The organism is Leucobacter sp. L43 (genome assembly GCF_016597785.1).
In the GTDB taxonomy this organism is placed as follows: domain Bacteria; phylum Actinomycetota; class Actinomycetes; order Actinomycetales; family Microbacteriaceae; genus Leucobacter; species Leucobacter alluvii.
In genome coordinates this window covers 1084614-1105383 of sequence record NZ_JAENJG010000001.1, presented here as the reverse complement: position 1 = coordinate 1105383, position 20770 = coordinate 1084614, and the positions used below count along the sequence as shown (strand labels likewise).

General features: G+C 68.5%; 19 protein-coding genes. 15 read left to right on the top strand and 4 right to left on the bottom strand.

Going from position 1 to position 20770, the window contains the following annotated elements; genetic code table 11:
- Positions 1 to 17: 17 nt before the first annotated feature.
- On the bottom strand, positions 18 to 737 hold the full coding sequence (locus JE033_RS05220) for a VIT1/CCC1 transporter family protein (protein ID WP_200329897.1): 720 nt from the start codon (positions 735 to 737) through the stop codon (positions 18 to 20).
- Positions 738 to 940: 203 nt separating this feature from the next.
- Between JE033_RS05220 and JE033_RS05215 the strand changes: the two genes are divergently transcribed.
- The 3 genes from JE033_RS05215 to JE033_RS05205 all read left to right on the top strand — a co-directional run bounded on the left by JE033_RS05215 (position 941) and on the right by JE033_RS05205 (position 2756).
- The gene (locus JE033_RS05215) at positions 941 to 1426 is read left to right on the top strand and encodes an SRPBCC family protein (protein WP_200329895.1); all 486 of its coding nucleotides are present in this window, start codon (positions 941 to 943) and stop codon (positions 1424 to 1426) included.
- A 39-nt stretch (positions 1427 to 1465) separates the two neighbouring features.
- The gene (locus tag JE033_RS05210; protein ID WP_090146994.1) at positions 1466 to 1924 is read left to right on the top strand and encodes an ASCH domain-containing protein; all 459 of its coding nucleotides are present in this window, start codon (positions 1466 to 1468) and stop codon (positions 1922 to 1924) included.
- 199 nt (positions 1925 to 2123) lie between these two features.
- Positions 2124 to 2756, top strand: coding sequence for a maleylpyruvate isomerase family mycothiol-dependent enzyme (locus JE033_RS05205; RefSeq protein ID WP_200329893.1), 633 nt, complete (start codon positions 2124 to 2126; stop codon positions 2754 to 2756).
- A gap of 16 nt (positions 2757 to 2772) precedes the next feature.
- Here JE033_RS05205 and JE033_RS05200 read toward each other — a convergent pair whose 3' ends face one another.
- Positions 2773 to 3090: a hypothetical protein gene (locus JE033_RS05200; RefSeq protein WP_090146996.1), complete on the bottom strand. Its 318-nt coding sequence runs from the start codon at positions 3088 to 3090 to the stop codon at positions 2773 to 2775.
- 141 nt (positions 3091 to 3231) lie between these two features.
- On the opposite strand from JE033_RS05200, the gene JE033_RS05195 reads away from it, so the two are divergent.
- On the top strand, positions 3232 to 4281 hold the full coding sequence (locus JE033_RS05195) for an ECF transporter S component (protein ID WP_200329891.1): 1050 nt from the start codon (positions 3232 to 3234) through the stop codon (positions 4279 to 4281).
- A gap of 48 nt (positions 4282 to 4329) precedes the next feature.
- Entirely contained in the window at positions 4330 to 5253 is a 924-nt protein-coding gene (locus JE033_RS05190; protein WP_200329889.1) for a hypothetical protein, read from the top strand.
- A 24-nt stretch (positions 5254 to 5277) separates the two neighbouring features.
- Here JE033_RS05190 and JE033_RS05185 read toward each other — a convergent pair whose 3' ends face one another.
- Positions 5278 to 6327, bottom strand: coding sequence for an LLM class flavin-dependent oxidoreductase (locus tag JE033_RS05185; RefSeq protein WP_200329887.1), 1050 nt, complete (start codon positions 6325 to 6327; stop codon positions 5278 to 5280).
- Positions 6328 to 6525: 198 nt separating this feature from the next.
- Here JE033_RS05185 and JE033_RS05180 point away from each other — a divergent pair, with 198 nt between their 5' ends.
- The 5 genes from JE033_RS05180 (at position 6526) to JE033_RS05160 (ending at position 12054) form a co-directional block, all read left to right on the top strand.
- The gene (locus tag JE033_RS05180) at positions 6526 to 7284 is read left to right on the top strand and encodes an ABC transporter ATP-binding protein (RefSeq protein ID WP_200329884.1); all 759 of its coding nucleotides are present in this window, start codon (positions 6526 to 6528) and stop codon (positions 7282 to 7284) included.
- Positions 7281 to 8687 (top strand): ABC transporter permease, encoded by a 1407-nt coding sequence (locus tag JE033_RS05175; protein ID WP_200329882.1) that lies wholly within the window; start codon positions 7281 to 7283, stop codon positions 8685 to 8687. Before JE033_RS05180 ends, JE033_RS05175 begins: the two co-directional genes overlap by 4 nt.
- Positions 8688 to 8725: 38 nt before the next feature.
- Positions 8726 to 10270: a M17 family metallopeptidase gene (locus JE033_RS05170; protein ID WP_200329880.1), complete on the top strand. Its 1545-nt coding sequence runs from the start codon at positions 8726 to 8728 to the stop codon at positions 10268 to 10270.
- Between the two features lie 5 nt (positions 10271 to 10275).
- Complete coding sequence (locus tag JE033_RS05165; RefSeq protein WP_370567903.1) at positions 10276 to 11625, top strand: M18 family aminopeptidase; 1350 nt, start codon at positions 10276 to 10278, stop codon at positions 11623 to 11625.
- Between the two features lie 141 nt (positions 11626 to 11766).
- Positions 11767 to 12054 (top strand): hypothetical protein, encoded by a 288-nt coding sequence (locus JE033_RS05160; protein WP_090147002.1) that lies wholly within the window; start codon positions 11767 to 11769, stop codon positions 12052 to 12054.
- A gap of 23 nt (positions 12055 to 12077) precedes the next feature.
- On the opposite strand, the gene JE033_RS05155 is transcribed toward JE033_RS05160, so the two are convergent.
- On the bottom strand, positions 12078 to 13037 hold the full coding sequence (locus JE033_RS05155) for an Lrp/AsnC family transcriptional regulator (RefSeq protein ID WP_090147004.1): 960 nt from the start codon (positions 13035 to 13037) through the stop codon (positions 12078 to 12080).
- Positions 13038 to 13294: 257 nt separating this feature from the next.
- Between JE033_RS05155 and JE033_RS05150 the strand changes: the two genes are divergently transcribed.
- From JE033_RS05150 to JE033_RS05130, 5 genes are read left to right on the top strand one after another with little or no spacing between them, the layout of a single operon-like run.
- A complete protein-coding gene (locus JE033_RS05150) occupies positions 13295 to 14656 on the top strand; it encodes an MFS transporter (protein WP_200329878.1) in 1362 nt (453 codons plus the stop codon).
- Between the two features lie 27 nt (positions 14657 to 14683).
- Positions 14684 to 16360 carry an amidohydrolase gene (locus JE033_RS05145; RefSeq protein WP_200329876.1) on the top strand — a complete coding sequence of 559 codons (1677 nt, stop codon included), beginning with the start codon at positions 14684 to 14686 and terminating at the stop codon, positions 16358 to 16360.
- Complete coding sequence (locus JE033_RS05140; protein ID WP_200329874.1) at positions 16360 to 18030, top strand: thiamine pyrophosphate-dependent enzyme; 1671 nt, start codon at positions 16360 to 16362, stop codon at positions 18028 to 18030. Before JE033_RS05145 ends, JE033_RS05140 begins: the two co-directional genes overlap by 1 nt.
- Entirely contained in the window at positions 18027 to 19073 is a 1047-nt protein-coding gene (locus JE033_RS05135) for a C-terminal binding protein (protein WP_200329872.1), read from the top strand. Before JE033_RS05140 ends, JE033_RS05135 begins: the two co-directional genes overlap by 4 nt.
- Complete coding sequence (locus JE033_RS05130) at positions 19070 to 20647, top strand: amidohydrolase (RefSeq protein ID WP_200329870.1); 1578 nt, start codon at positions 19070 to 19072, stop codon at positions 20645 to 20647. Before JE033_RS05135 ends, JE033_RS05130 begins: the two co-directional genes overlap by 4 nt.
- The last annotated feature ends 123 nt before the right edge of the window (positions 20648 to 20770 follow it).

Sequence of the window (20770 nt, the reverse complement as noted above, 5' to 3'; positions counted from 1 at the left end):
CTGTTCGCCGCGCCTCGCTAGGCGACCGAGACGCCGAGCAACGAGCCGATCGTGTAGGTCGCGGCGACGGCGATGCCGCCGAAGAGCAGCTGGCGGGCAGCGCCCATCAGCCAGTTGCGCTTCGTGAAGCGAGCCGCGAGTCCGCCTGCGATGAGCAATCCGACGCCGCCGAAGGCGAGTCCGAACCCGAGCGTGCCGAACCCGAAGATGAACGGGAGGATCGGGATCAGCGCCCCCACGCCGAACGCCACCAGTGACGAGAACGCCGCGACCCACGGCGACGGCTGCTCCTCCGGGCTGACGCCCAGCTCGGAGAGCAGATGCACGCGCACGGCTTGATCCGCGTTCGCGTGGACCTGCTCCGCAGCGGTCTCCGCGATCCTCGGCTCGACGCCCAGGTTCTCGAGCAGCGCCGTGAGCTCGGCCATCTCCCCCTCGGGGTTGCGCAGGTGCGCTTCTCGTTCGATCCGTACCTCGGCGTCGAGCTGCTCGTTGGCGGTGCGCACCGAGGTGTACTCGCCGAGGGCCATCGAGACCGCGCCTGCGATCAGGCCCGAGATGCCGGTGATCGCGACGATCCCGGGTGCGGCGCCCGCCGCGGCGATGCCGGCGATGAGGCCCAGGTTCGACACGAGGCCGTCCATGGCTCCGAAGACGCTCGCTCGCAGCCAACCCGCGCCGATGTCGGCGTGACGGTGGTCGTAATCGTGCGGGTTCGCGATGTTGTAATCGCTCATGTGTGCTCCCAGTGTTGCGGTGCGCGGTGGCGCACGAGCAGCAACCGTAGCAAGTTTCCGGCGATCGGGAGAAGCCCGGATCAGACCTCGAAACAGGGTGTGTCGGGAGTTCGATGGGGCGAACTTTCTCGGCGGGTGCCGCCGCCGCTTAGGCTGTGCATGCGGGATGCTCGATTCCGCGCACGATGAGCCTGGAGGCCGACATGACCGAAGCAAGCGGACGCGTCGTCGCAACCGAACGCGGACGAGACCTGATCCTGGTGCGTTCGCTGTCGCTCAGCGACGCCGAGGCTTGGGCCCACCTCACCGAATCCGAGCTGACGGAGACCTGGTTCGGTCCGTGGGAGGGTGATCGTCGGGTCGGCGGCACGGTGCGCGTGCGCATGCGGTTCGAAGATCACGAGCCCGAGATCACGATGAAGGTGCTCGCGTGCGAGGCTCCGCGCTTTCTCGCGCTCCTGTCCGATGAGGAGGTCGGCGCGTGGCGGCTCGAGCTGCACCTCGAGGCTGACGGAGACGACTGCTTGCTGACCTTCGTGCACCACCTCACCCCCGACGACGAGGTCGGCGAGATCGGGCCCGGGTGGGAGTACTACCTCGACCTGCTCGTCGCGTCCACCGAGGGCACCGAGCGCCCAGGATTCGACCAGTACTACCCCGAACTGCGGGAGGCCTACCTGGCGATGTGATTCGCGCGGGACCAGGCAGTTCGAGATAGATTGCACAGCATGAGTGTGGATGCTGCAGTCGTTCGGTTCTGGGAGGAACGCCGCGCCGAGGACCCCGCCTTGCCGGAGGACCTCCCGGAGGTCTGGGCGTTCGGGGCGATCCCGGAGCACGCCGACCAGCTGCTCGAACTCGTGCTCGCCGGAACGAAGACGGGCACAGCCTCGTCGCTCTGGGACTATGAAGCGAGCGGCGATCCGGTGCCGGCGGTCGGTGACTTCAGCATCATCCTCGACGGGTCCGGGGCGCCGCGAGCAGTGCTCGAGACGACGCGGATCGAGACCGTACCGTTCTGCGATGTGACCGCCGAGCACGCCCGCTCCGAAGGGGAAGGGGATCGCACGCTCGCCGACTGGCGCGACACCCACGAGCGCTACTGGCGCCGTTATTCCGAGAACGAGCGCGGCTTCGAGCCCGACATGCCGGTGATCTGCGAGCGCTTCAGTGTGCGGTATCCGTGACGGCGACGGGGCGGCGGCGGCGCGTGCTCGCGAGGGCGCACGTTGTGCTCGGCTGTGCGGAATGAAGGTGCCGAAACGCGCTTTCGGCGCTGGGCTCGCCGGCGCGGACAGGCGGAGCGCCGTGCTGCGGGCTGCGCCGTGCCAGAATATGCTGCGGCGATCCTTCTGAGCGCGGCCGAAGAACCTCTGAAAGGCGCATATGCAACGCGAAGCGTATGAGAACCTCGTGCGAGCCGAGCGATCCAGATTGGAGCAGGTGCTCTGCGGGTTCACGGATGCCGAGTGGCAGGCGACATCCCTCTGCGACGGGTGGACGGTCGAGGAGGTCGTCGCCCACCTCACCGCGGCCGCGAGTACGGGAACCGCAGCGTGGCTGCTGAGCATCGTGCGAGCCGGATTCGACGCTGCGAAGCACAACGACCGCATGATCGAGCGCTACCGCGGCTCGGATGCGGTGGGAACACTCGCCCGCTTTCGTGCGGCTGTGCCGAGCCGGATCACCCCGACGCGCGACTACGCGGCCTTTCTCGGGGAGGTCGTCGTGCACAGCCAGGACATCGCGTTCCCTCTCGGGCTGGCGCTCGATCCCGATTCGCGCAGCGTGCTCGAGATCGCCCGCTTCTTCTCGACTCGGGATTTCGCGGTGAACAGCAAGAAGATGGTGCGCGGCCTGACGCTCGAAGCGAGCGACGCCGACTTCCGCTCGGGGCAGGGGCCGTCCGTGCACGGGCCGATCCTCTCGCTCGTCATGGTGATGGCGGGGCGGCGCGCGTTCCTCCCGCACCTGTCGGGGGACGGGGTCGGAGAGCTTGCGGGGCGCCTGAGCGTGTGAGGTCGAACGCGATGAGCTACCCGCGTCGCTCGCGATCGCGTTTCCGCGCAGCGTCCCAGCGGTCCCAGCGCGGCTCGTGGACGCCGTGCACGATGAGGTAGGCGCGGTTGCACGGTGCGCAGTAGCCGCGCGGGGCGATGTGCTCCGGCTTGCAACGGCGGTCGTAGTCGGCGAAGTCGATGCCGTCGTCGAGTACTTCGCCCACGCTGAGCCCGCAGAGCGTGAGCGGGCCGAGGTCGGGCGCTGCGATGTGATACGAGAATCCCGTGCGCGCCTTCACGGTGATGAAGCGGTCGCGGGGCATCGGCTTTCGATCCCACTCTTTCTTGCCCATGCGTGAGAGGCTACCGCGACAGTGAGTCTTCATGAGATCCGCATCCGGAGCCGTCGCGGCTCCCGTTCAGAGTATGATGAGGCCGTTCGATTCAGCCATATGCCGCGGCAGCCATATGCGCTGCGACAGTGGAGAGGGAAGATGACGAACCCCGACTCGTTCCCCCGTCGCGAGGCTGAGAACGGCGAGGCTGAGAACGGCGAGGCCGAGAGCTTCGACAGGATCGCTCGAGACCTCAGAGAGCTCCGTGAAGCGGCCGGCCCGGTTTCATTCGCGGAACTCGTGCGCCGGATCGCCGACCTTCGCATCGGGAGAGGGGTTTCCGCCGCAGCGGCCATTCCCGCTCGATCGACGGTCTACAACGCCTTCCAATCGGGGAGGAGCCGGATGGATCCGGCCCTGCTTCGAGACATCGTCCTCGCCCTCGGGCAGAGCGAAGAGGAAGCGGTGCAGTGGGTGCAGCGCACCCGGCACGCTCGGAGGATCGAGCGTGCATCCGTCGCCGAGCCGTCGGGCAGTGCTCCCCGCCCGGGATCGGATGCTCAGCCAGCACGCCGGCTCCCGGCGCCGCCCGTGCTGCTGCTGCTGCTCCTCGGGCTCGTGGTGTGCAACCACGCCAGCCACTGGTTCCTCGCGGCGCCGCTCGACCTTCCCGTGTATCTGGACATGGTGGGCACCGCCGTAGCTTCGATCGCCCTCGGGCCGTGGTACGGCGTCGCCGTCGCGATCGCCACCGGCCTCACGGGGCCGATGTTCGAGCCGGGCATCATGGCCTTCACGCTCGTCAACGTCACCGGAGCCCTGGTCTGGGGCTATGGCGTGCGCCGCTTCCGGTTCGGGCACGACATTCTGGGCTTCTTCGTTCTCAGCCTGCTGGCGGCGACCGCGTGCAGCCTCGTCGCGACACCGATACTCGTGGCGATCCGAGGAGGCGCGTACGGCGCGATCGGTCGAATCTCGGAATCGCTCCAGGAAGCGGGGATGCCCTTCATCGCGGCGACCTTCACCTCGAATCTCTCGACGTCGATCCTCGACAAGCTGCTGACGGGTTTCATCGCCCTCGCGATCTTCGCAGTGATCCGCAGTCGAATGAGGCTCTCCGCGAAGCACATGCCGCTCATCGAACAGCTCGGGGCGCTGCGGGAAACGCCCGGTCGGAAGGCACGCGTCTCGGTTTTCGCACAAACCTGAACAGCGAGCAGCCCCGAGAGGCGCCCAGACGAAACTACGGTCGAACCCATGGCCTTCATGTTCGCGCGCACCTTCTCGCTCACCCTCACCGCGCTGCTGCTGCTCGGCGCCACCGCATGCGCCGGGAACGCGGAACCGCAATCGGAGGCGCACCTGGAATCTTCGGAAGCACCCTCCGGCTCCGAGGCTGGGACGGACGCATCCGAGACGGCGCCGACGACAGGCAGTCTGGCAGATGCGCAGGGTGACATTCCCTGGCCGACGACCATGACGCTCCCGATTCCCGATGGCGTGAGTTTCGACCAGATCGAGAATCACTACGCCTGCGACGGAACGCTGCTCGCGGTCCTCGTGAGCAGTCCGGACGCAACGGAGCAGAGCACGCGCGAGTATCTCGAGAGCATCCAAGATCTTTTCGCCGTTCCCGAGGATGTGAGGCAGGGGCACGGGCAGGATTCGATCCGTGACAGCGACACCGGAGGCATGAAAGCCGAGGGGCAGATTCAGGATCACCCCAGCGCAATGGATGCGACCAAGATCGTGGGGTGGGAATCCCTTGACGCCGGCGGTTACCGCTTCCATCTCCAGGAGACTGCGAAGCCGGGGATTCCCGTGCACGTGGAGAACACCCCTGCTGAGAGCTGGAGCGATTTCCCGCACCCTGAGGCGGCGACGTTCGAGGAGTGCGACGCCCGCGAGTCGTCGGGCTACCGCGACGGCACCGGGTTCACGCCGGCGTCCACGACGTGGACGCTCACAGGATCTCCGGTGATTCAGCCGGAGGTGCAGACGTGGATGGAGGGGCTCGCGTCAGAGGGGTGGGACGTCGAGGAGAATCCCGCCATGGAGGGCGCGGGGATGCCGGAAGCCGTTCTGACCTCGGACACGCACGCCCTCCACTACGCCATGAGCGGTGACTATCTCACACTGTTCGTGAGCGATCGGAACCTCGACAAGTTTCTCGGGCTCTGAGGGGCGGAACCGCACCGGGCGCACTCACATCGCGTCGCCCTGCACCGGTCCCTCCGTGTTCGGCTTCCACCCGAGCGCGGGCGCGACGTGCTCGGCGAACGCCTGGAGTACGTGCAGGTTGTACTCGGGCCCCAGCTGGTTCGGGATCGTCAGCATGAGCGTGTCTGCCGACATGACGGCCTCGTCCGCCTTGAGCTGCTGGATGAGCCGGTCGGGGGCGTCGGCGTAGGTCTTGCCGAACGTCGACCGGAACCCGTCGATGATGCCGACCTGGTCCATGTTCTCGCGGGAGCGCAGCCCGAAGTACGCTTCGTCTTCGGCCGACACGATCGGGAAGACGCTGCGACTGACGGAGACGCGCGGGCTGCCGGTGTGACCCGCTTCGCGGTACGCCTCCCGGTAGCGGTCGATCTGCTCCCGCTGCAAGACGTGGAACGGCTGACCGGTCGCTTCAGTGAGGAGGGTGGAACTCATGAGGTTCACGCCCTGCCGGCCGACCTGCTCGGCGGAATCGCGCGATCCTGCGCCCCACCAGATGCGGTCGCGCAACCCGGGCGACCGGGGCTCGATGGCGAGCCGTCCCGGGGGAGCCATCTGCGGATCGCTGTCGACGACGGCTTCGCCATCGATCGCGCGGAGGAGCGCGTCGAACTTCTCTCGAGCGAGATCGGCGCCGCGCGGGTCGTCGGATCCGCCGTACCCGAAGGCTTCGTAGCCGCGCAGTGCGGTCTCGGGGGAGCCGCGGCTGATGCCGATCGCGATGCGCTGATCGGCGAGCAGGTCGAGCGCGGCGAGTTCTTCGGCCAGGTAGAGGGGGTTCTCGTAGCGCATGTCGATGACGCCGGTGCCGACTTCGATGCGCTTCGTGCGGGCGGCCATCGCGGTGAGGAGCGGGATCGGCGAGGCCGCTTGCCGTGCGAAGTGGTGCACGCGAACGTACGCGCCGTTCACGCCGATCTCATCGGCGCCCTCGGCGAGTTCGACGGTCTGACGCAGCATGTCGCCCGCCGTGCGGACGCGTGAACCGGGAACGGGGCCGTAGTGCCCGAACGAGAGGAATCCGAATGCTTTCATGCCCGGTACAACTCCGGGCTCCCAACTATATTCCCGCGCATACACTTTCCGTTCGTGCGACGCCTCGCTCTCGAACGCCCGCTGGTACCGGCGGCGAACGGCACCGTAGACCCATCGATGTCGTACTCCGGCACGATCCGTACGAGCGCGCCCCGCTCGTACCTTCGGAGTATGCAGACAAGAACTGGCGGAAGAGAAATGGTCGCGCTCGTCGCCGACCTGGGCAAGTACTACGGCGATGGCGAGCAGCGGGTGCACGCGCTCGACGACGTCTCGATCGGCATCGCGCGCGGGCAGTTCACGGCGATCATGGGCCCGTCGGGGTCGGGGAAGTCGACGCTCATGCAGGTGATGGCCGGCCTCGACACCCCGACGAGCGGGCGGGTGTGGCTCGGCAGCGACGAGATCACGGGGCTCGGCGATGCCGCACTGACCCGGCTGCGACGGCGCAGGATCGGCTTCGTGTTCCAGTCCTTCAACCTCGTGCCCACCCTCGACGTTCGCGGCAACATCCTCCTGCCGTTCCAGCTCGACGGAGTGAAGCCGGGTCGGGAGGAACTCGCCCGCATCGACGCGCTGCTCCACAGCCTCGGTCTCGCCGATCGCGTCACCCATCGACCGCACGAGCTCTCGGGCGGTCAGCAGCAGCGCGTCGCGATCGCTCGAGCTCTCGCCACGCAGCCCGACATCATCTTCGCGGATGAACCGACGGGCGCTCTCGACACGCGCACCGGGCGGGAAGTGCTCAGTCTGCTGCGATCGGCTGTCGATCAGTCCGGGCAGAGCATCGCAATGGTGACGCACGATCCGATCGCGGCGAGCCACGCCGACCGGATCCTCTTCCTCGCCGACGGCCGCATCGTCGCCGACCGCGGCGCCATGTCGCCCGAGCAGATCTCCGAGACGATGCTGGGGCTCGAACGGGGGGCCGCAGCCGGCCTCGGTGAGCGCGCATGAGCGCGGTCGGGACTGCGACGGGACAGCTGCGCGAGCACGTCGCGACAATCGTGGTGGCGGCGCTCAGCACCCTCTTCGCCGTCACCCTGATCCTCGGCACCGGCATCCTCACCGCGGCGCTCGACCCGGCACTGATCGCAGAATCGGGGACCTTCCGGCTCGTGCTGCTGATGGTGAGCGTCATCTTCATCATCATCGCGCTCTACGTGGGCGCCATCGTGACCGCGAACACCTTCGCCACGGTGATCGCGGGTCGCACGCGCATCATTGCGCTCCTCCGGCTCGTCGGCGCCACGGCTCGCTCGGTTCGCTCGCGCGTCGCAGCCGAAGGCCTCATCATGGGAGCTCTCGGGGCCGTCGTCGGCTGGGGGCTCGCGGAGGCGCTCGCATTCGGAGTCACCAGGCTCGGACCGGCATTGGGGTGGTTGCCTGAGGGCCGTGAGTATCCGCTCTTCGATCCGCTCTCGTTCATCGCCGTCGCGGTCGTGGCGCTCACGACGTGGGCGGCCGCCTGGGTCGGATCGCGTCGGGTTGCAGCCGTCTCTCCGATCGCCGCGACCGGCGCGGTCGTGGAGCCCCGGCCCGAGGCGGCGCGCGGTCGCTCCGGGCGGTCGGTGTGGGCGGTCATCCTGATCGTCTCGGGCTGCGCATTGCTCGCCCTCGGCCTGGTGCTCGGGTTCCTCACCCCGCTCGGACTCTTCGTGGCCTTCCTCGGCGGCCTGGCCTCGTTCACGGGGATCGCGCTCGGCGCACACCTGATCATGCCTCCCGTGCTGCGACTGGCCGGTCGCATCGTGGGGCGGGGGCCGACCGGCGCGCTGGCTGCCGCGAACGCGGTGCGCTACCCGGAACGGAGCGCGCGCTCGACGATCGGGCTCGTGATCGGGGTCACGCTCGTGACGCTCTTCGCTGTGGCGCTCGACAGTTACCGATCGATGACGCTGCTCGCGTTCGAGCTCGATCCAGCCATGGCCCGTGCACTGGATCAGACGCTCAGCATCACGACGGGCATCTTCACGGGACTCGTCGGCTTCTCGGCCGTCATCGCGGCGGTCGGCCTCGTGAATACGCTCTCCTTGGGGGTGCTGCAGCGCACGCGGGAGCTCGGGCTGCTGCGCACGCTCGGCTTCACGGGAGCGCAGGTTCGGCGCATGATCATCGCGGAGAGCGCGCAGATGACGATCGCGGCGCTCGGGTTGGGCCTCGTGCTCGGCATCGGATACGGCTGGGTGGCCGCTCAGTCACTCCTCGGGTCACAGGTCGGGCTCGCCCCTCCCACGGTTCCGTGGCCCGTGCTGCTCGGCGTCGTCGTCTTCGGCGCAGTGCTCGCGGTGGGCGCGGCCGCAGTGCCGGCACGACGCGCGATCCGGCTCTCGCCCGTCGCTGCACTCGCAGCGGATTGAGCGCAGCGATGTCTGCGGTCAGGGCTAGTCTGGACGCCATGAGCGTTGTGATTGACCCTGCATTCGATCCCGTCCCCTCCCTCGCCGCCCAGGCCTCGGTACGCGTCGTGACAGGGGGTGAAGGAGACGCGGCTGCTGCCGTCGCCCGCTTCGTATCGAGCGAGGGCGATCTGCCCGAGGGCCTCGGGTCGGTCGACCGCGAAGCGCTCGCCGCAGCAGGCTTCACCGCCGCGAAGAACCAGACCCTCGTGCTCCCGGGAGCGCATCTGCAGGTGCTCGTGGGAACCGGCGACGGCATCGCTTCGACCGCGCAGCTGCGCGATGCCGTTGCCGCATTCACGCGTGCGGCTCGAGAGGTCGCCGACCTCGCAGTCGACCTGCGCGATGTCGTATCCCAGGGCGACGGGCTCTCAGTCGCAGACGCGGCACTCGCCGCCACCGAGGGCGCGATGCTGGCCCGCTACCGCTACGACGCGCTCAAGGGCGAACCGAACACGGTCGCGCTCGCCTCGCTCGAAATCGCAGTCTCCGACTCCGATGCCGAAGCGGCGCGCGACGGCGTGAACCGCGGGCTGATCCTCGCACGGTCGGCGAGCGTCGCCAGGGATCTCGCGAACACCCCGCCGCGTCACCTCAGCGCGGAGAAGTTCGCCGAGGTCATCGAGCGGCTCGCGCCCGAGTTCGGGCTCGAAACGGAGATCTTCGACCGTGCGCAGCTCATCGAGCTCGGCGCGGGTGGGCTGCTCGGCGTCAACGCCGGCAGCGTGGAAGAGCCCCGCATGATCAAGATCTCCTATCGGCCGGCCGATCCGGAGGGCCACCTCGCGCTCATCGGCAAGGGCATCATGTACGACTCGGGCGGCATCAGCCTGAAGCCCTCGAACGCGATGCACGCCGCCATGAAGTTCGACATGATGGGCGCCGGATCGGTGTTCTCGTCGATGATCGCGTTGCGCGACCTCGGCGCGAAGACGGCGGTCACGGGCTGGCTCATGTGCACCGACAACATGCCGTCGGGCAGTGCGACGAAGCTCGGCGACGTGCTCACGATCCGTGGGGGCAAGACGGTGGAGGTCAAGAACACCGACGCCGAGGGTCGACTGGTGATGGCCGACGGCCTCGTGCTCGCGACCGAGGATCGCACGATCGACGAGCGCCGTCCCGACGCGATCGTCGACATCGCCACGCTGACCGGGGCCGCCATGGCCGCGCTCGGCACGCGCACCGCCGCCATGCTGGCGAACGACGACGCCGTGGCGGCGCAGCTCCAGGCCGCCGCCGACGCGACCGATGAGAACATCTGGCGCTTCCCGCTGGACCACCGGTACCGCGAGCAGCTCAAATCAAATGTGGCCGATCTCTCGAACATCGGCGGGCAGTACGCCGGCGTCATTCTCGCCGGGCTGTTCTTGAACGAGTTCGTCGACGGCACTCCCTGGGGCCACCTCGACATTGCAGGAACGATGCAGTCGGAGAGCGACGACCTGTGGCGCTCCGTCGGGTCAACGGGTTTCGGAGCACGACTGCTCGCCGAGTACGCCACGAACTTCACCCCTTCGGCAGCCGCCGGCGAAGGAGCCTGACACCCGTGTCCCGTTCACTGCTGCAGAATCGCGACGCCTACATCGGAGCGTTCGGCGACTTCGTATCGGCGTCGCCCAGTTCGTACCATGCGGCCGGGGCGCTCGGCGAGACCCTCTCGAAGGCGGGATTCGCAGAGCACGATGAGACGGCCGCGTGGGCATCGCTCGAGGCCTCGGGTCGAGGATTCGTGCGCCGCGACGGCGCCGTGATCGCGTGGCGGGCCGGAGCCGACGTCGACGCGACCAGCCCCGTGCGGGTGCTCGGCGCCCACACCGACTCGCCGGGGTTCGTGGTGAAGCCGCGGCCCGACTTCGAGTCGGACGGGTGGGCGCAGGTCGGCGTCGAGATCTACGGCGGCCCGCTGCTCACCTCGTGGCTGGACCGCGATCTCGGGTTCGCCGGTCGCGTCGTCACGAGCGACGGGGCCGAGCACCTGGTCCGCACGGGCGCCGTCGCGCGCATCCCGCAGCTCGCGATCCACCTCGACCGCGACGCCAACAAGAATCTGACCCTCGATCGGCAGCGGCACACGCAGCCCATCATCGGCTTGGCCGGTGAAGAGGTGTCGATACTCGCACTGCTCGTGCGGGAGCTCGGCGGCGGGCGCACGGGATCGGGCCGCGGTCGCGCTGCAGCCCGATCCGCTGCGCGTGCCGCGCTGACGCCCGACGACCTCGCGGGCGTCGACGTGCGCCTGTACGACACGCACGGGCCTCAGCGCATCGGTGCGAATGCCGAACTGTTCGCATCGCCCCGCCTCGACAACCTGAGCTCCACGTACGCCGGCCTCGCGGCGCTCATCGAGACCGAGCCGCATCCCGGCACCATCTCGATGGTTGCGGCGTTCGATCATGAGGAGCTCGGATCGAACACGCGCTCGGGTGCCGCTGGTCCCTTCCTCGCAGACGTGCTCCAGCGACTTCGCGGCGGGCTGCACGCGACCGGAGAAGACGCGGCTCGCGCGCTCGCGGCCTCCTGGTGCCTGTCGGCCGACGCCGGCCACTCGGTGCACCCGAACTACTCCGAGAAGCACGATCCCAGGGTGAGACCGCTCGCGGGTCGCGGGCCCATGCTCAAGATCAATGCGAACCAGCGGTACGCGAGCGACGCTCACGGCGCCGCGCTGTGGAGCCGGCTCGGAACAGCAGCTGAAGTCGAGACCCAGGAGTTCGTCTCGAACAACACGGTGCCCTGCGGTTCGACCATCGGCCCGATCACCGCCACCCGCCTCGGCATCCGCACCGTCGACGTCGGCGTGCCCCTGCTCTCGATGCACTCGGCACGTGAGCTCGCGCACGTCGACGACCTGCACGGGCTCGCGAAGATCACGGGCGCGTTCTTCGCGCACGCGTAGCCGAGCAGATGCAGCGCCGGGATCGGCCGCCCAGCGGCTCTGCGGGCGGCTGATCCCCCCGACGCACGAATCGGTCAACACATCCGCGCCTCATCGGCCGTTTCGGTGCCCGAGACACGCCTGATTCGCTAGGATCGTGCTATGAGTGAGATGGAGCAGGCGGATACCGGCAGCGTCGCCCTGTCGAAGAATAAGCTGATGCCCGTTGTGCAGCGCATCGGGTCGCGCAATATCGAAATCACCTACCTCGGCAAGAACTCCGAGGGGCTTCCCACCTGGATCATGTGGAACGCAGCCGAACCGCACCTGATCGGACTGCTCCGTCAGGGCCGGATGGGCTACCACTTCGAGCAGCGCACGAGCTCCGGAGTCATGCTGCACGAGAACATCTCGCTCAGCCGCGTGCAGCGCGCGCTCGGCGGCTACTGAGCCACGTCAGCCCGGTTCCGCGCTCACTCCCTGACGAGCACTCGGCCGAGCGTTCGCGCGTAGTCCTCTTTGACGATGTCGTAGTGCGTCCACGAGTCGAGCGCACTGACGCCCGGAAGTCCACGCATCGCGTCCATGGCGGGAAGCAGTTGCGAGGAAGACGCTGACACGAGCGTCGCGATGAAGTCGTAGCTTCCGTGGCAACGCACAGCGAAATCGATGTACGGCGATTCCATGACGAACTCCCTGATGGGGTCTGGAGGGCCGTCGATGGTGATGCCGACGCCGATTGCGAGACGGTTGCGCGAGAAGCTCCCGGACTTGATCGCGGCGATGCGGATGACGCCGGCGTCGATGAGCCGCTGCACGCGTGCCCGCGTCGACGAGGGGGAGAGGTGCACGGTGTCGGCGAGCGCTCGGTAGCTCGTGCGCCCGTCCTGCTGCAGCACGGCGATCAGCTCGTAGTCGATCCGATCGAGCACGATGTCGGTCTGCCCGTGCGAGACGAAGAATCCCTTGAGCACTTCGACGTACGTGGAGACCAGCACGCGCCGCACCGTGGGCAGGCGCCGCACATGATCGAGCACGTCGAGCAGCTCGTGGCCGTCGCCGTGCCGGGACTCGAAAACGAGCGGCAGCGGGCCGCTCGTCATGGAGACGAAGACCGCGTCAGGGAGCTGGATGACTTCTTCCGCGATCGGGGCGATCGGGCCGTCGACCTCGACCTTGGCGTGCACGAGCACGTGGTGCCCCACGAACCCGGGGTCGAGTGCCGCGACGACGCGCAGGCCCCCGCCGTGCGTGAGCAAGTGCATGCGCTGGGCGACGAAGTCGCGGCTCGCGCCGAGCTGGATCGCAAGATCGTGAATGCTGGCGCGCCCGTCGGCCTGGAGGGCGCGGATGAGGGCGGCGTCGAACTCGTCGAGATCAGCCGCGCCTTGCGGCGTGCGCGGCGCGTTCGTGCGACGGGTGATCGGCTGCACGGCAACGTCTCCTCTGGGTGTGAGCGGGCGTCGCTTCAGGGCTTCTCGAAATACGCGGATCTGAGTCGAGCGGCCCGCAAGAACGCGGCAAAATTTGGTCTTCTGCAAGCGTAATCGGAATATCGAGGTTTCGCGGCTGCAAATGGGCGGTGAAACACCCGGCATCGACGAACGCTTTCCGTGCACGAGCGCGTCGGCTGGCCTACAGTCGTTCCAGTTGCGCGCATCGCGCTGTCCTCAAGCAAGGGAGCTTCCGTATGTCTACCGCCACCGCCCCGGTGAACACTCACCGTCGAGCGCTCAAATCAGGATTCGCCGCAGCCGTCGGCACCACGATCGAATGGTACGACTTCTACGTCTACGCCACGGCTGCCGCGATCGTCTTCCCCGTCGTGTTCTTCCCGGAGCTCGATCGGGGTCTCGGCACGCTCGCCTCGTTCGGCACGTACGCGGTCGCGTACTTCGCCCGCCCGCTCGGCGGCATCATCTTCGGCCACATCGGCGACAAGCTGGGCCGCAAACCGGCGCTGACGATCACGCTGCTGCTCATGGGCATCGCGACGACGCTCGTCGGCGCACTCCCGACGTACGACACGATCGGCATCTGGGGCCCGATCCTGCTCATCGTGCTCCGCATCGCGCAGGGCCTAGCGGTCGGCGGCGAATGGGGCGGTGCGAGCCTCATGGCGGTCGAGAGCGCACCCCCGAAGTTCAAGACCTTCTACGGCGGCTTCACGCAGATCGGCAACCCGCTCGGCGCGCTCATGTCGACCGGCGCCTTCTGGATCCTCGCCCTCATGGGCGACGACGTGCTCCTCACCTGGGGCTGGCGCATCCCGTTCCTGTTCAGCATCGTGCTCATCGGCGTCGGCTTCTGGGTGCGCTACCGCGTCGAGGAGACGCCGGTCTTCGAGGCGAAGATCGAGGGTCACGAGCAGTCGACGCCGATTCTCTTCGCACTGAAGAACAACTGGTGGCCGATGCTGCTCGGCTTCGGCATCATCGCGATGGCTTCGGGCGGATACGTGCTGGCGACCACATTCGTGCAGAGCTACGCCACGAGCCCCGAGATCGGCCTGGACGCCGACATCATCCTCGGAGCGATGACCGTTGCCGCGTTCGTCGAGACGCTCGTCACGCTGCCGCTCGCCCTGCTCGGTGACAAGATCGGTGCGAAGACGATCATGATCCTCGGCTCCGGACTGTCGCTCGTCACGGTGATTCCGCTCGTGCTCTTCATCGACGCGCACAACGTCGCGATGATCTACCTCTTCGTCTCGGTACTGCGGCTCACGCTCAGCGGCGCCTGGGCTCCCCTCTCGACACTGATGGCTCAGATGTTCCGGCCGCAGGCCCGCTACACGTCGATGTCGCTCTCCTACGGCATCGGCGCCGCAGTCTGGGGCGGTCTGTCGCCCGCGATCGCCACCGGCCTGCTCGTAGCGACTGGCAATTTCTGGTCGGTCATCGCGTTCTTCGGACTGCTTGCACTGCTCGCGATTCTCGGCACGGTGTTCGCGCCGCAGCACTCCGACACGGCTCCGGCGACGGGCTCGCTCAAGGCGCGCCTCGATACCACCGCCGTTTCCACTTCCGGCCGCTCAGCAGCCCGGAAATAACCACCACCTCACTCAAGGAGCAGCACCGTGCGACAGCTCGCCACCTACGACGCCCGCGACTCGATCCCCACGATCGTGACCGCGAAGCGCATCCTCACCGTCGACGCCGAAACCCCGGAGGCCGAGGCGTTCCTCAGCGCCGGCGGGCGAATTCTCGCCGTGGGGAGCGCAGCCGACGTCGAGGCGGCGGCTGTCGCCGCAGGGCTGACGCCCGAGCGGGCGGAGTACCCCGAGGCCACGATCGTTCCCGGATTCATCGATCCGCACGCGCACCCGCTCATGTACGGCCAGATGCTCACCTGGATCGACATCTCGCCGGCTCAGGCCGGATCGATCCCTGAGATCGTCGCCCGCATGCGCGAGGGCGCCGAGAAGCTGCCTGCCGGAACGCCCATCCGCGGCTACGGGTACGAGCAGCGCAATCTCGTGGAGCGCCGCCACCCGACCCGTCAGGAGCTCGACGAGATCGCGACGGATCGCGAGGTGTACATCATGAACGCCTCCGGTCACGGCGGTGTCGTGAACACGTTCACCTTCGAGAAGTTCGGCATCACCCGCGATACTCCGAACCCCGAGGGCGGCGAGTTCTTCCGGGATGCCGATGGCGAGCTCACGGGCGAGCTGTCGGATGCCGCGTGCAACGTGCTGACCGGGCTGCACGGCGTGAAGATCGGGCATCACGGGCCGAACTTCCACCTGGGCGACGAGCCAGCGGAGCACCAGCGCCAGCTCGACCTGGTGCAGCGCGAGTTCTTGCGCGGGGGAGTGACGGCGATCGGCGATGCGCAGGTGTCGAAGCGCGAGTTCGCGGCGTACCTCGAAGCCGCGGATCGCGGTGCGCTCGACATGCGCGTATCGATGTACTTCCTCTCGCACCTGCTCGATCAGGTGCTCGACCTCGGGCTCACCGGCCCGTTCGGCAACCCGTTCCTCTCGGCGACGGGCATCAAGCTCTACGCCGACGGAACGCTGGGCGGGTGGACGGCGTACTTCCCGGAAGGATACGTCGGCGATCCCTGCCGCACCGGTCAGCTCTACCACGAGCCGCGCGAGTACACGGAGCTCGTGAGCAAGGCGCACGCCGCCGGTCTGCAGACTGCGACGCACGCCCAGTCGCCCACCGCGATCAAGCTCGTCGTCGACGCGATCGAGCAGGCGCTCGGCGAGCGCCCCGACGCCGACGCGAGGCACCGCATCGAGCACTGCGGCCTGCCGACGCCGGAGGAGATCACCCGCATGGCCGAGCTCGGCATCCGCCCCGTCAACCAGACCCAGCACTACTACAACTGGGGCGAGGGCGTGGAACAGGCCATCGGCACGCCCGGCGAGCGCTTCAACCCGCTCGGCGAGTTCGTCGCCGCCGGTGTGCCCGTCACCATCTCTTCGGATGCGCCCGTCGCCGAGCCGCGTCCGCTCGAGGCGATCCAAGCCGCGGTGACGCGCATCACGCGTCGTGGCGCGCAGCTCGGACCGGATTCCCTGCGGATCAGCCCGGAGGCCGCCCTCCGCGGCCACACCCTCGAGGGAGCGATCACGCTCGGCCGCGAGAGCGAGCTTGGCTCGATCACCGTCGGCAAGCGCGCTGACTTCGTCGTACTCGGAGCCGATCCGCTCGAGGTCGCGGGGAGCGAGATCGCGGCGATCACGGTGCACGAGACCTGGGTCGACGGCAGCCGCCGCTTCGCGGCAGACGAGGCGCGCTGATGAGCGGCGTCACCACGACCGAGGCCCGCCGCACCACCGGCTGGGTTGTCATCGAAACTCTCCGCGGCTACGGCGTCGACACCGTCTTCGGCATTCCCGGCACGCACAACCTCGAGCTCTACCGGCCGCTCAGCGCGCTCGGGATCCGCCCGGTCACGACCCGCCACGAGCAGGGCGCGGGTTACGCGGCTGACGGCTGGTCGTTGCAGACCGGGTTGCCGGGTGTCGTCATCACGACGAGCGGGCCCGGTCTGCTCAACGCCCTCTCGGCCGCTGGCACCGCCTACTGCGAGTCGCGTCCGATGATCATCGTGTCGCCAGGGCCCGCGCGCGGCGCCGAGTTCGCCGATGTCGGCACGCTCCACGAGACGAAGGATCAGCTCTCCGCCGCCTCCGCCATCGTCGAGTGGGGTCGCCGCGTGCAGTCCGCGGATGAAGCCGTCGCGGCGGTGCACGACGCGTTCGAGCTCTTCGCCACGAAGCGACCTCGGCCGGTGTACATCGAGATCCCGCTCGACCTGCTCGAAGAGGTCGCCGATATCCCAGCCGCAGCCCTCGCGCCGCGCACCTTCTCGCCGGTGAACGCTCCCGATGCGGAGCGCGTCGCCGCTGCCGCGCGGCTGCTCGCCGAGGCAGGTGAGCCGGTGATCCTCGCGGGTGGCGGCTCCCGAGGGGCCTCCGAAGAGCTGAGCGCCCTCGCCGAGCGGCTGTCCGCACCGGTCGTCACGACGTTGAACGCCAAGGGAGTGCTCGACGAGCACCATCCGCTCGCGATCGGGTCGAGTCTGCGGCTCGCTGCGGCCCGTTCGCGCGCGCAGCAGGCTGACGTGCTGCTCGTCGTCGGTTCGAAGCTCGGCGAGGCCGAGCTCTGGGCGGACCGCCTCGAAGCGCAGGGCGCCGTGATCCGCATCGACCTGCTGGATTCTCAGATCGAGAAGAATCAGAGCGCCGAGGTCGGCATCGTCGCGGACGCATCGCAGGCGCTCGCCGCGATCCTCACCGCGCTCGAAGCCCATCCAGTCGATGCGGCTGCCGCGATCGCCCGCCGCGAGCGGGCCGAGGCGTCGGTCGCGGAGACGCGCGAGCTCGTACGCGCCGAATCCGCCGACCTCTCGGCCGAGAACACGGGGCTTGCGGAGAGCATCGCCGAGGCGCTGCCCGAGCGGGCGATCGTGGCCACCGACTCGTCGCAGATCGCCTACTGGGGGCTGCTGAACACGCTGCGCGTCTCCGAGCCGAACTCGACGCCCTACATGGCGACCTACGCGACGCTCGGGTACGGCCTGCCGGCGGCGCTCGGCGCGCGCATCGCTGCGCCGGAACGGCCGGCATTCGTGGTGACCGGTGACGGTGCGCTCATGTTCTCCATGCAGGAGTTCATCACCGTGATCGAGCAGCGCCTCGATGTCACGGTCATCGTCGTCGACAACGGCGGGTACGCGGAGATCAAGCAGAACGAAGCGGACGCTGGCATCGCCCCGGTCGGCGTCGATCTCGTGCAGCCCGACTGGGTGGCGGTGGCCGCGGCCTTCGGCGGCGCCGGGCACCGTGCGACGAACGGCGCGGAGCTCGCGACGGCCGTCGACGCTGCGGTCGCGGGCGGCGGTCTGCAACTGATCCACATCGATCAGGCGACCTTCGCACTCGACGCGGAAGAGGTGCAGCGATGACGACGAACACACGGAGCGCGCGCCCCGTCGCCGTCTACACCGACGCCGACGACTCCGACATCACGCCGGGGGTGAAGCTGCTCGAAGCCGCGGGCTACACCGTCCGAGTGCTCGGCACCCGCGATGCCGCGGAGATCATCGCGGGGGCGCGCGACGCCGAGGTGCTCCTGCCCGGGTACGCGAGCGTCACGCGCGAGATCATCGAGGCGCTGCCGAACCTGCGGGTGATCGCACTCATGTCGATGGGCTTCGACTACGTCGACATCGACGCCGCGACGGAGCGAGGCGTGTGGGTGACGAACGTTCCCGGCGCTGCGACCGAGGAGGTGGCGACGCACGCGCTGGCGATCCTGCTCCACGCCGTTCGCCAACTGCCCTTCTACCTCGACTCCGCCACTCCGCGTGACTGGAACTCTCGCGCCGCGGTCGCGCCGGCACGTCTCAGCGAGACGACGCTGGGGCTCGTGGGGCTCGGAAAGATCGGTCGCGAACTCGCGAGGCTCGCGGGCCCGCTGTTCGGGCGCGTGCTGGGGTACGACCCGTTGCTCCCGGACACCGCCGAGGTGCGTGCCGATCTGGAGCGTCTCGGGGTCACGCGCACCGACCTCGACGAGGTGCGGCGATCCTCGCACGTGCTCTCGCTGCACCTGCCGCTCACACCTGAGACGGAGCGCATGGTCGACGCCGAGTTCATCGGCGAGATGCCGCAGGGCGCTGTACTGGTGAACGTGTCGCGAGGCGGGCTCATCGACGAACCCGCGCTCGCCGTAGCCCTCGACGCCGGGCAGCTCTCGGCAGCGGCGCTCGACGTGCTCTCGGAAGAGCCGCCGAGCGATGGGCACCCGCTCGTCGGGCGCCGCGACGTCGTGCTCACACCGCACATCGCGTACTTCTCGGCGCGCACCGAGATCGAGTATGTCCGCATCCAAGCGCAGAACGGGGCGTCGTTCGCCGAGAACGGGGTACCCGACTCACCCGTCAACCGGCCGGCTGAGCACGCAGTGCGCGCGCTCGCCGCAGCAGAAAGGACACCGCGATCGTGACCGAACTCACCGCAGCGGCCAAGCGCACCGCCCAGGCCTGGATCGATGAGCACCTGCAGCAGCTCACCGAGTGGCACACCCATATCTGGGAGCTCGCGGAGCCCGCATGGCGCGAGTACCGCTCGCAGCAGTGGTACGTCGAACGGCTCCGCGCCGAGGGCTTCACCGTGGAGGACGGCTCGGCAGGCATGCCCACCGCATTCAGCGCCCGCTGGTCGAACGGAGACGGCCCGACGCTCCTCACCTACGCCGAGTACGACGCCGTGCCGGGCAACAGCCAGGCCGCAGCGACGACGGAGGCGCCGCGAGACGGCCTCTCGCGGTTCGCGCCAGGGCACACCGACCCGCACTCCGTGCTCGGCATTTCGACACTCGCAGGAGTGCTCGCGACGCAGCACGCGATGCGTCAGCACGATATCGTCGGCGCCCTGCACTACACGGGTGAGCCCGCGGAGAAGATGCACGGGTCGAAGGTCGTGCACGGATTGCGCGGGTACTACGACGACGCCGACGCGATCGTCTCCTTCCACCCCTTCTACATGCTGCCGCTGTGCAACACGGCTCGCTGGGACACCCAGTGCGGCGCGTACTACAGCAAGGTGTACAGCTTCATCTGCGACCACCCCGAGCAGTGGCAGCTGTCGAGCGCCGATCCGAACTCGCCCATCCCGGCGTCGCACTCGGCCGCACGCGCCCCCGGCGCGAACCTGTCGCTCATGCAGATGTACTCTGCATCGCGGAGCATGCTCGACGCGATGCTGCCCGCGACGGGTGGATGGAGCTTCTCCGATGCGATCCTGACCGATGGCCAGGCCACCGCCGACAACCTGCCCCAGCGCGTCGCTCGCGTGCAGTTCTCGTGGCGCACGCCCGACATCGAGATGGCCGAGCACATTCTGCAGGTGCTCGACCGCAACGCTGCGGCAGCGGCCTCGATGGGGCACTGCGAACTCGAAGAGCGCTGGATCGCGCGCAGCCGCCCCGGCCGCACGAATCACGCGATGGCAACGGTGCTCTTCGACAACCTGTCGGAGGTGGGGGCGCCGAGCTACGGACCGGAAGCGGTCGCTGTGGCGCAGGAGGTGCAGCGTTCGCTCGGGCTGGAGCCGAGCGAACGGCCCTTCCTCGCCGAGACCGAGCAGCTCATCACGCCCCAGGAGGCGGAACGCGGGCTGCGCGAGCACATGCCAGCTTGGCAGCGCAACTGGACGAGCGACGACTACGTCGAGATGAGTCACTACGCGCCGCTCGTGCGCTTCTACGTGTCGCGCCCCGCGCTGCAACCCGTTCCGGGCGCAGGACCGTACCCTTCGTGGGTGATGAACGCACTCGGGGGGATCCCGGAGACGATCGCCCCCACGATCGTGACCGCTGGGAAGACCGTCGCCGGCACCTTCCTCGACTTGCTCACAAAGCCGGAGGTGCTCGCCGAGGCGCGACGGGAATTCGCGGAGCGCACGGCCGCCGATCCGGTGCCGCCGCTCCTGCCTGCGGACTTCGAGCCGCCGATCGACCTGCCCTGGCCCGACTACCGCACCGATCTGTCGGGATCGCACGAGCACCGGCACTGGTAGGGGCGGTGCGGGCGAGCGGTCAGTGAGGTGCATTATTCGCGCCTGAAGTGCACCTTACTGGCCGCTCACGCGTCCTAGCTCCCGCCGCGACACGCCAGAGATACCGCGATCGCGGGCTCGATT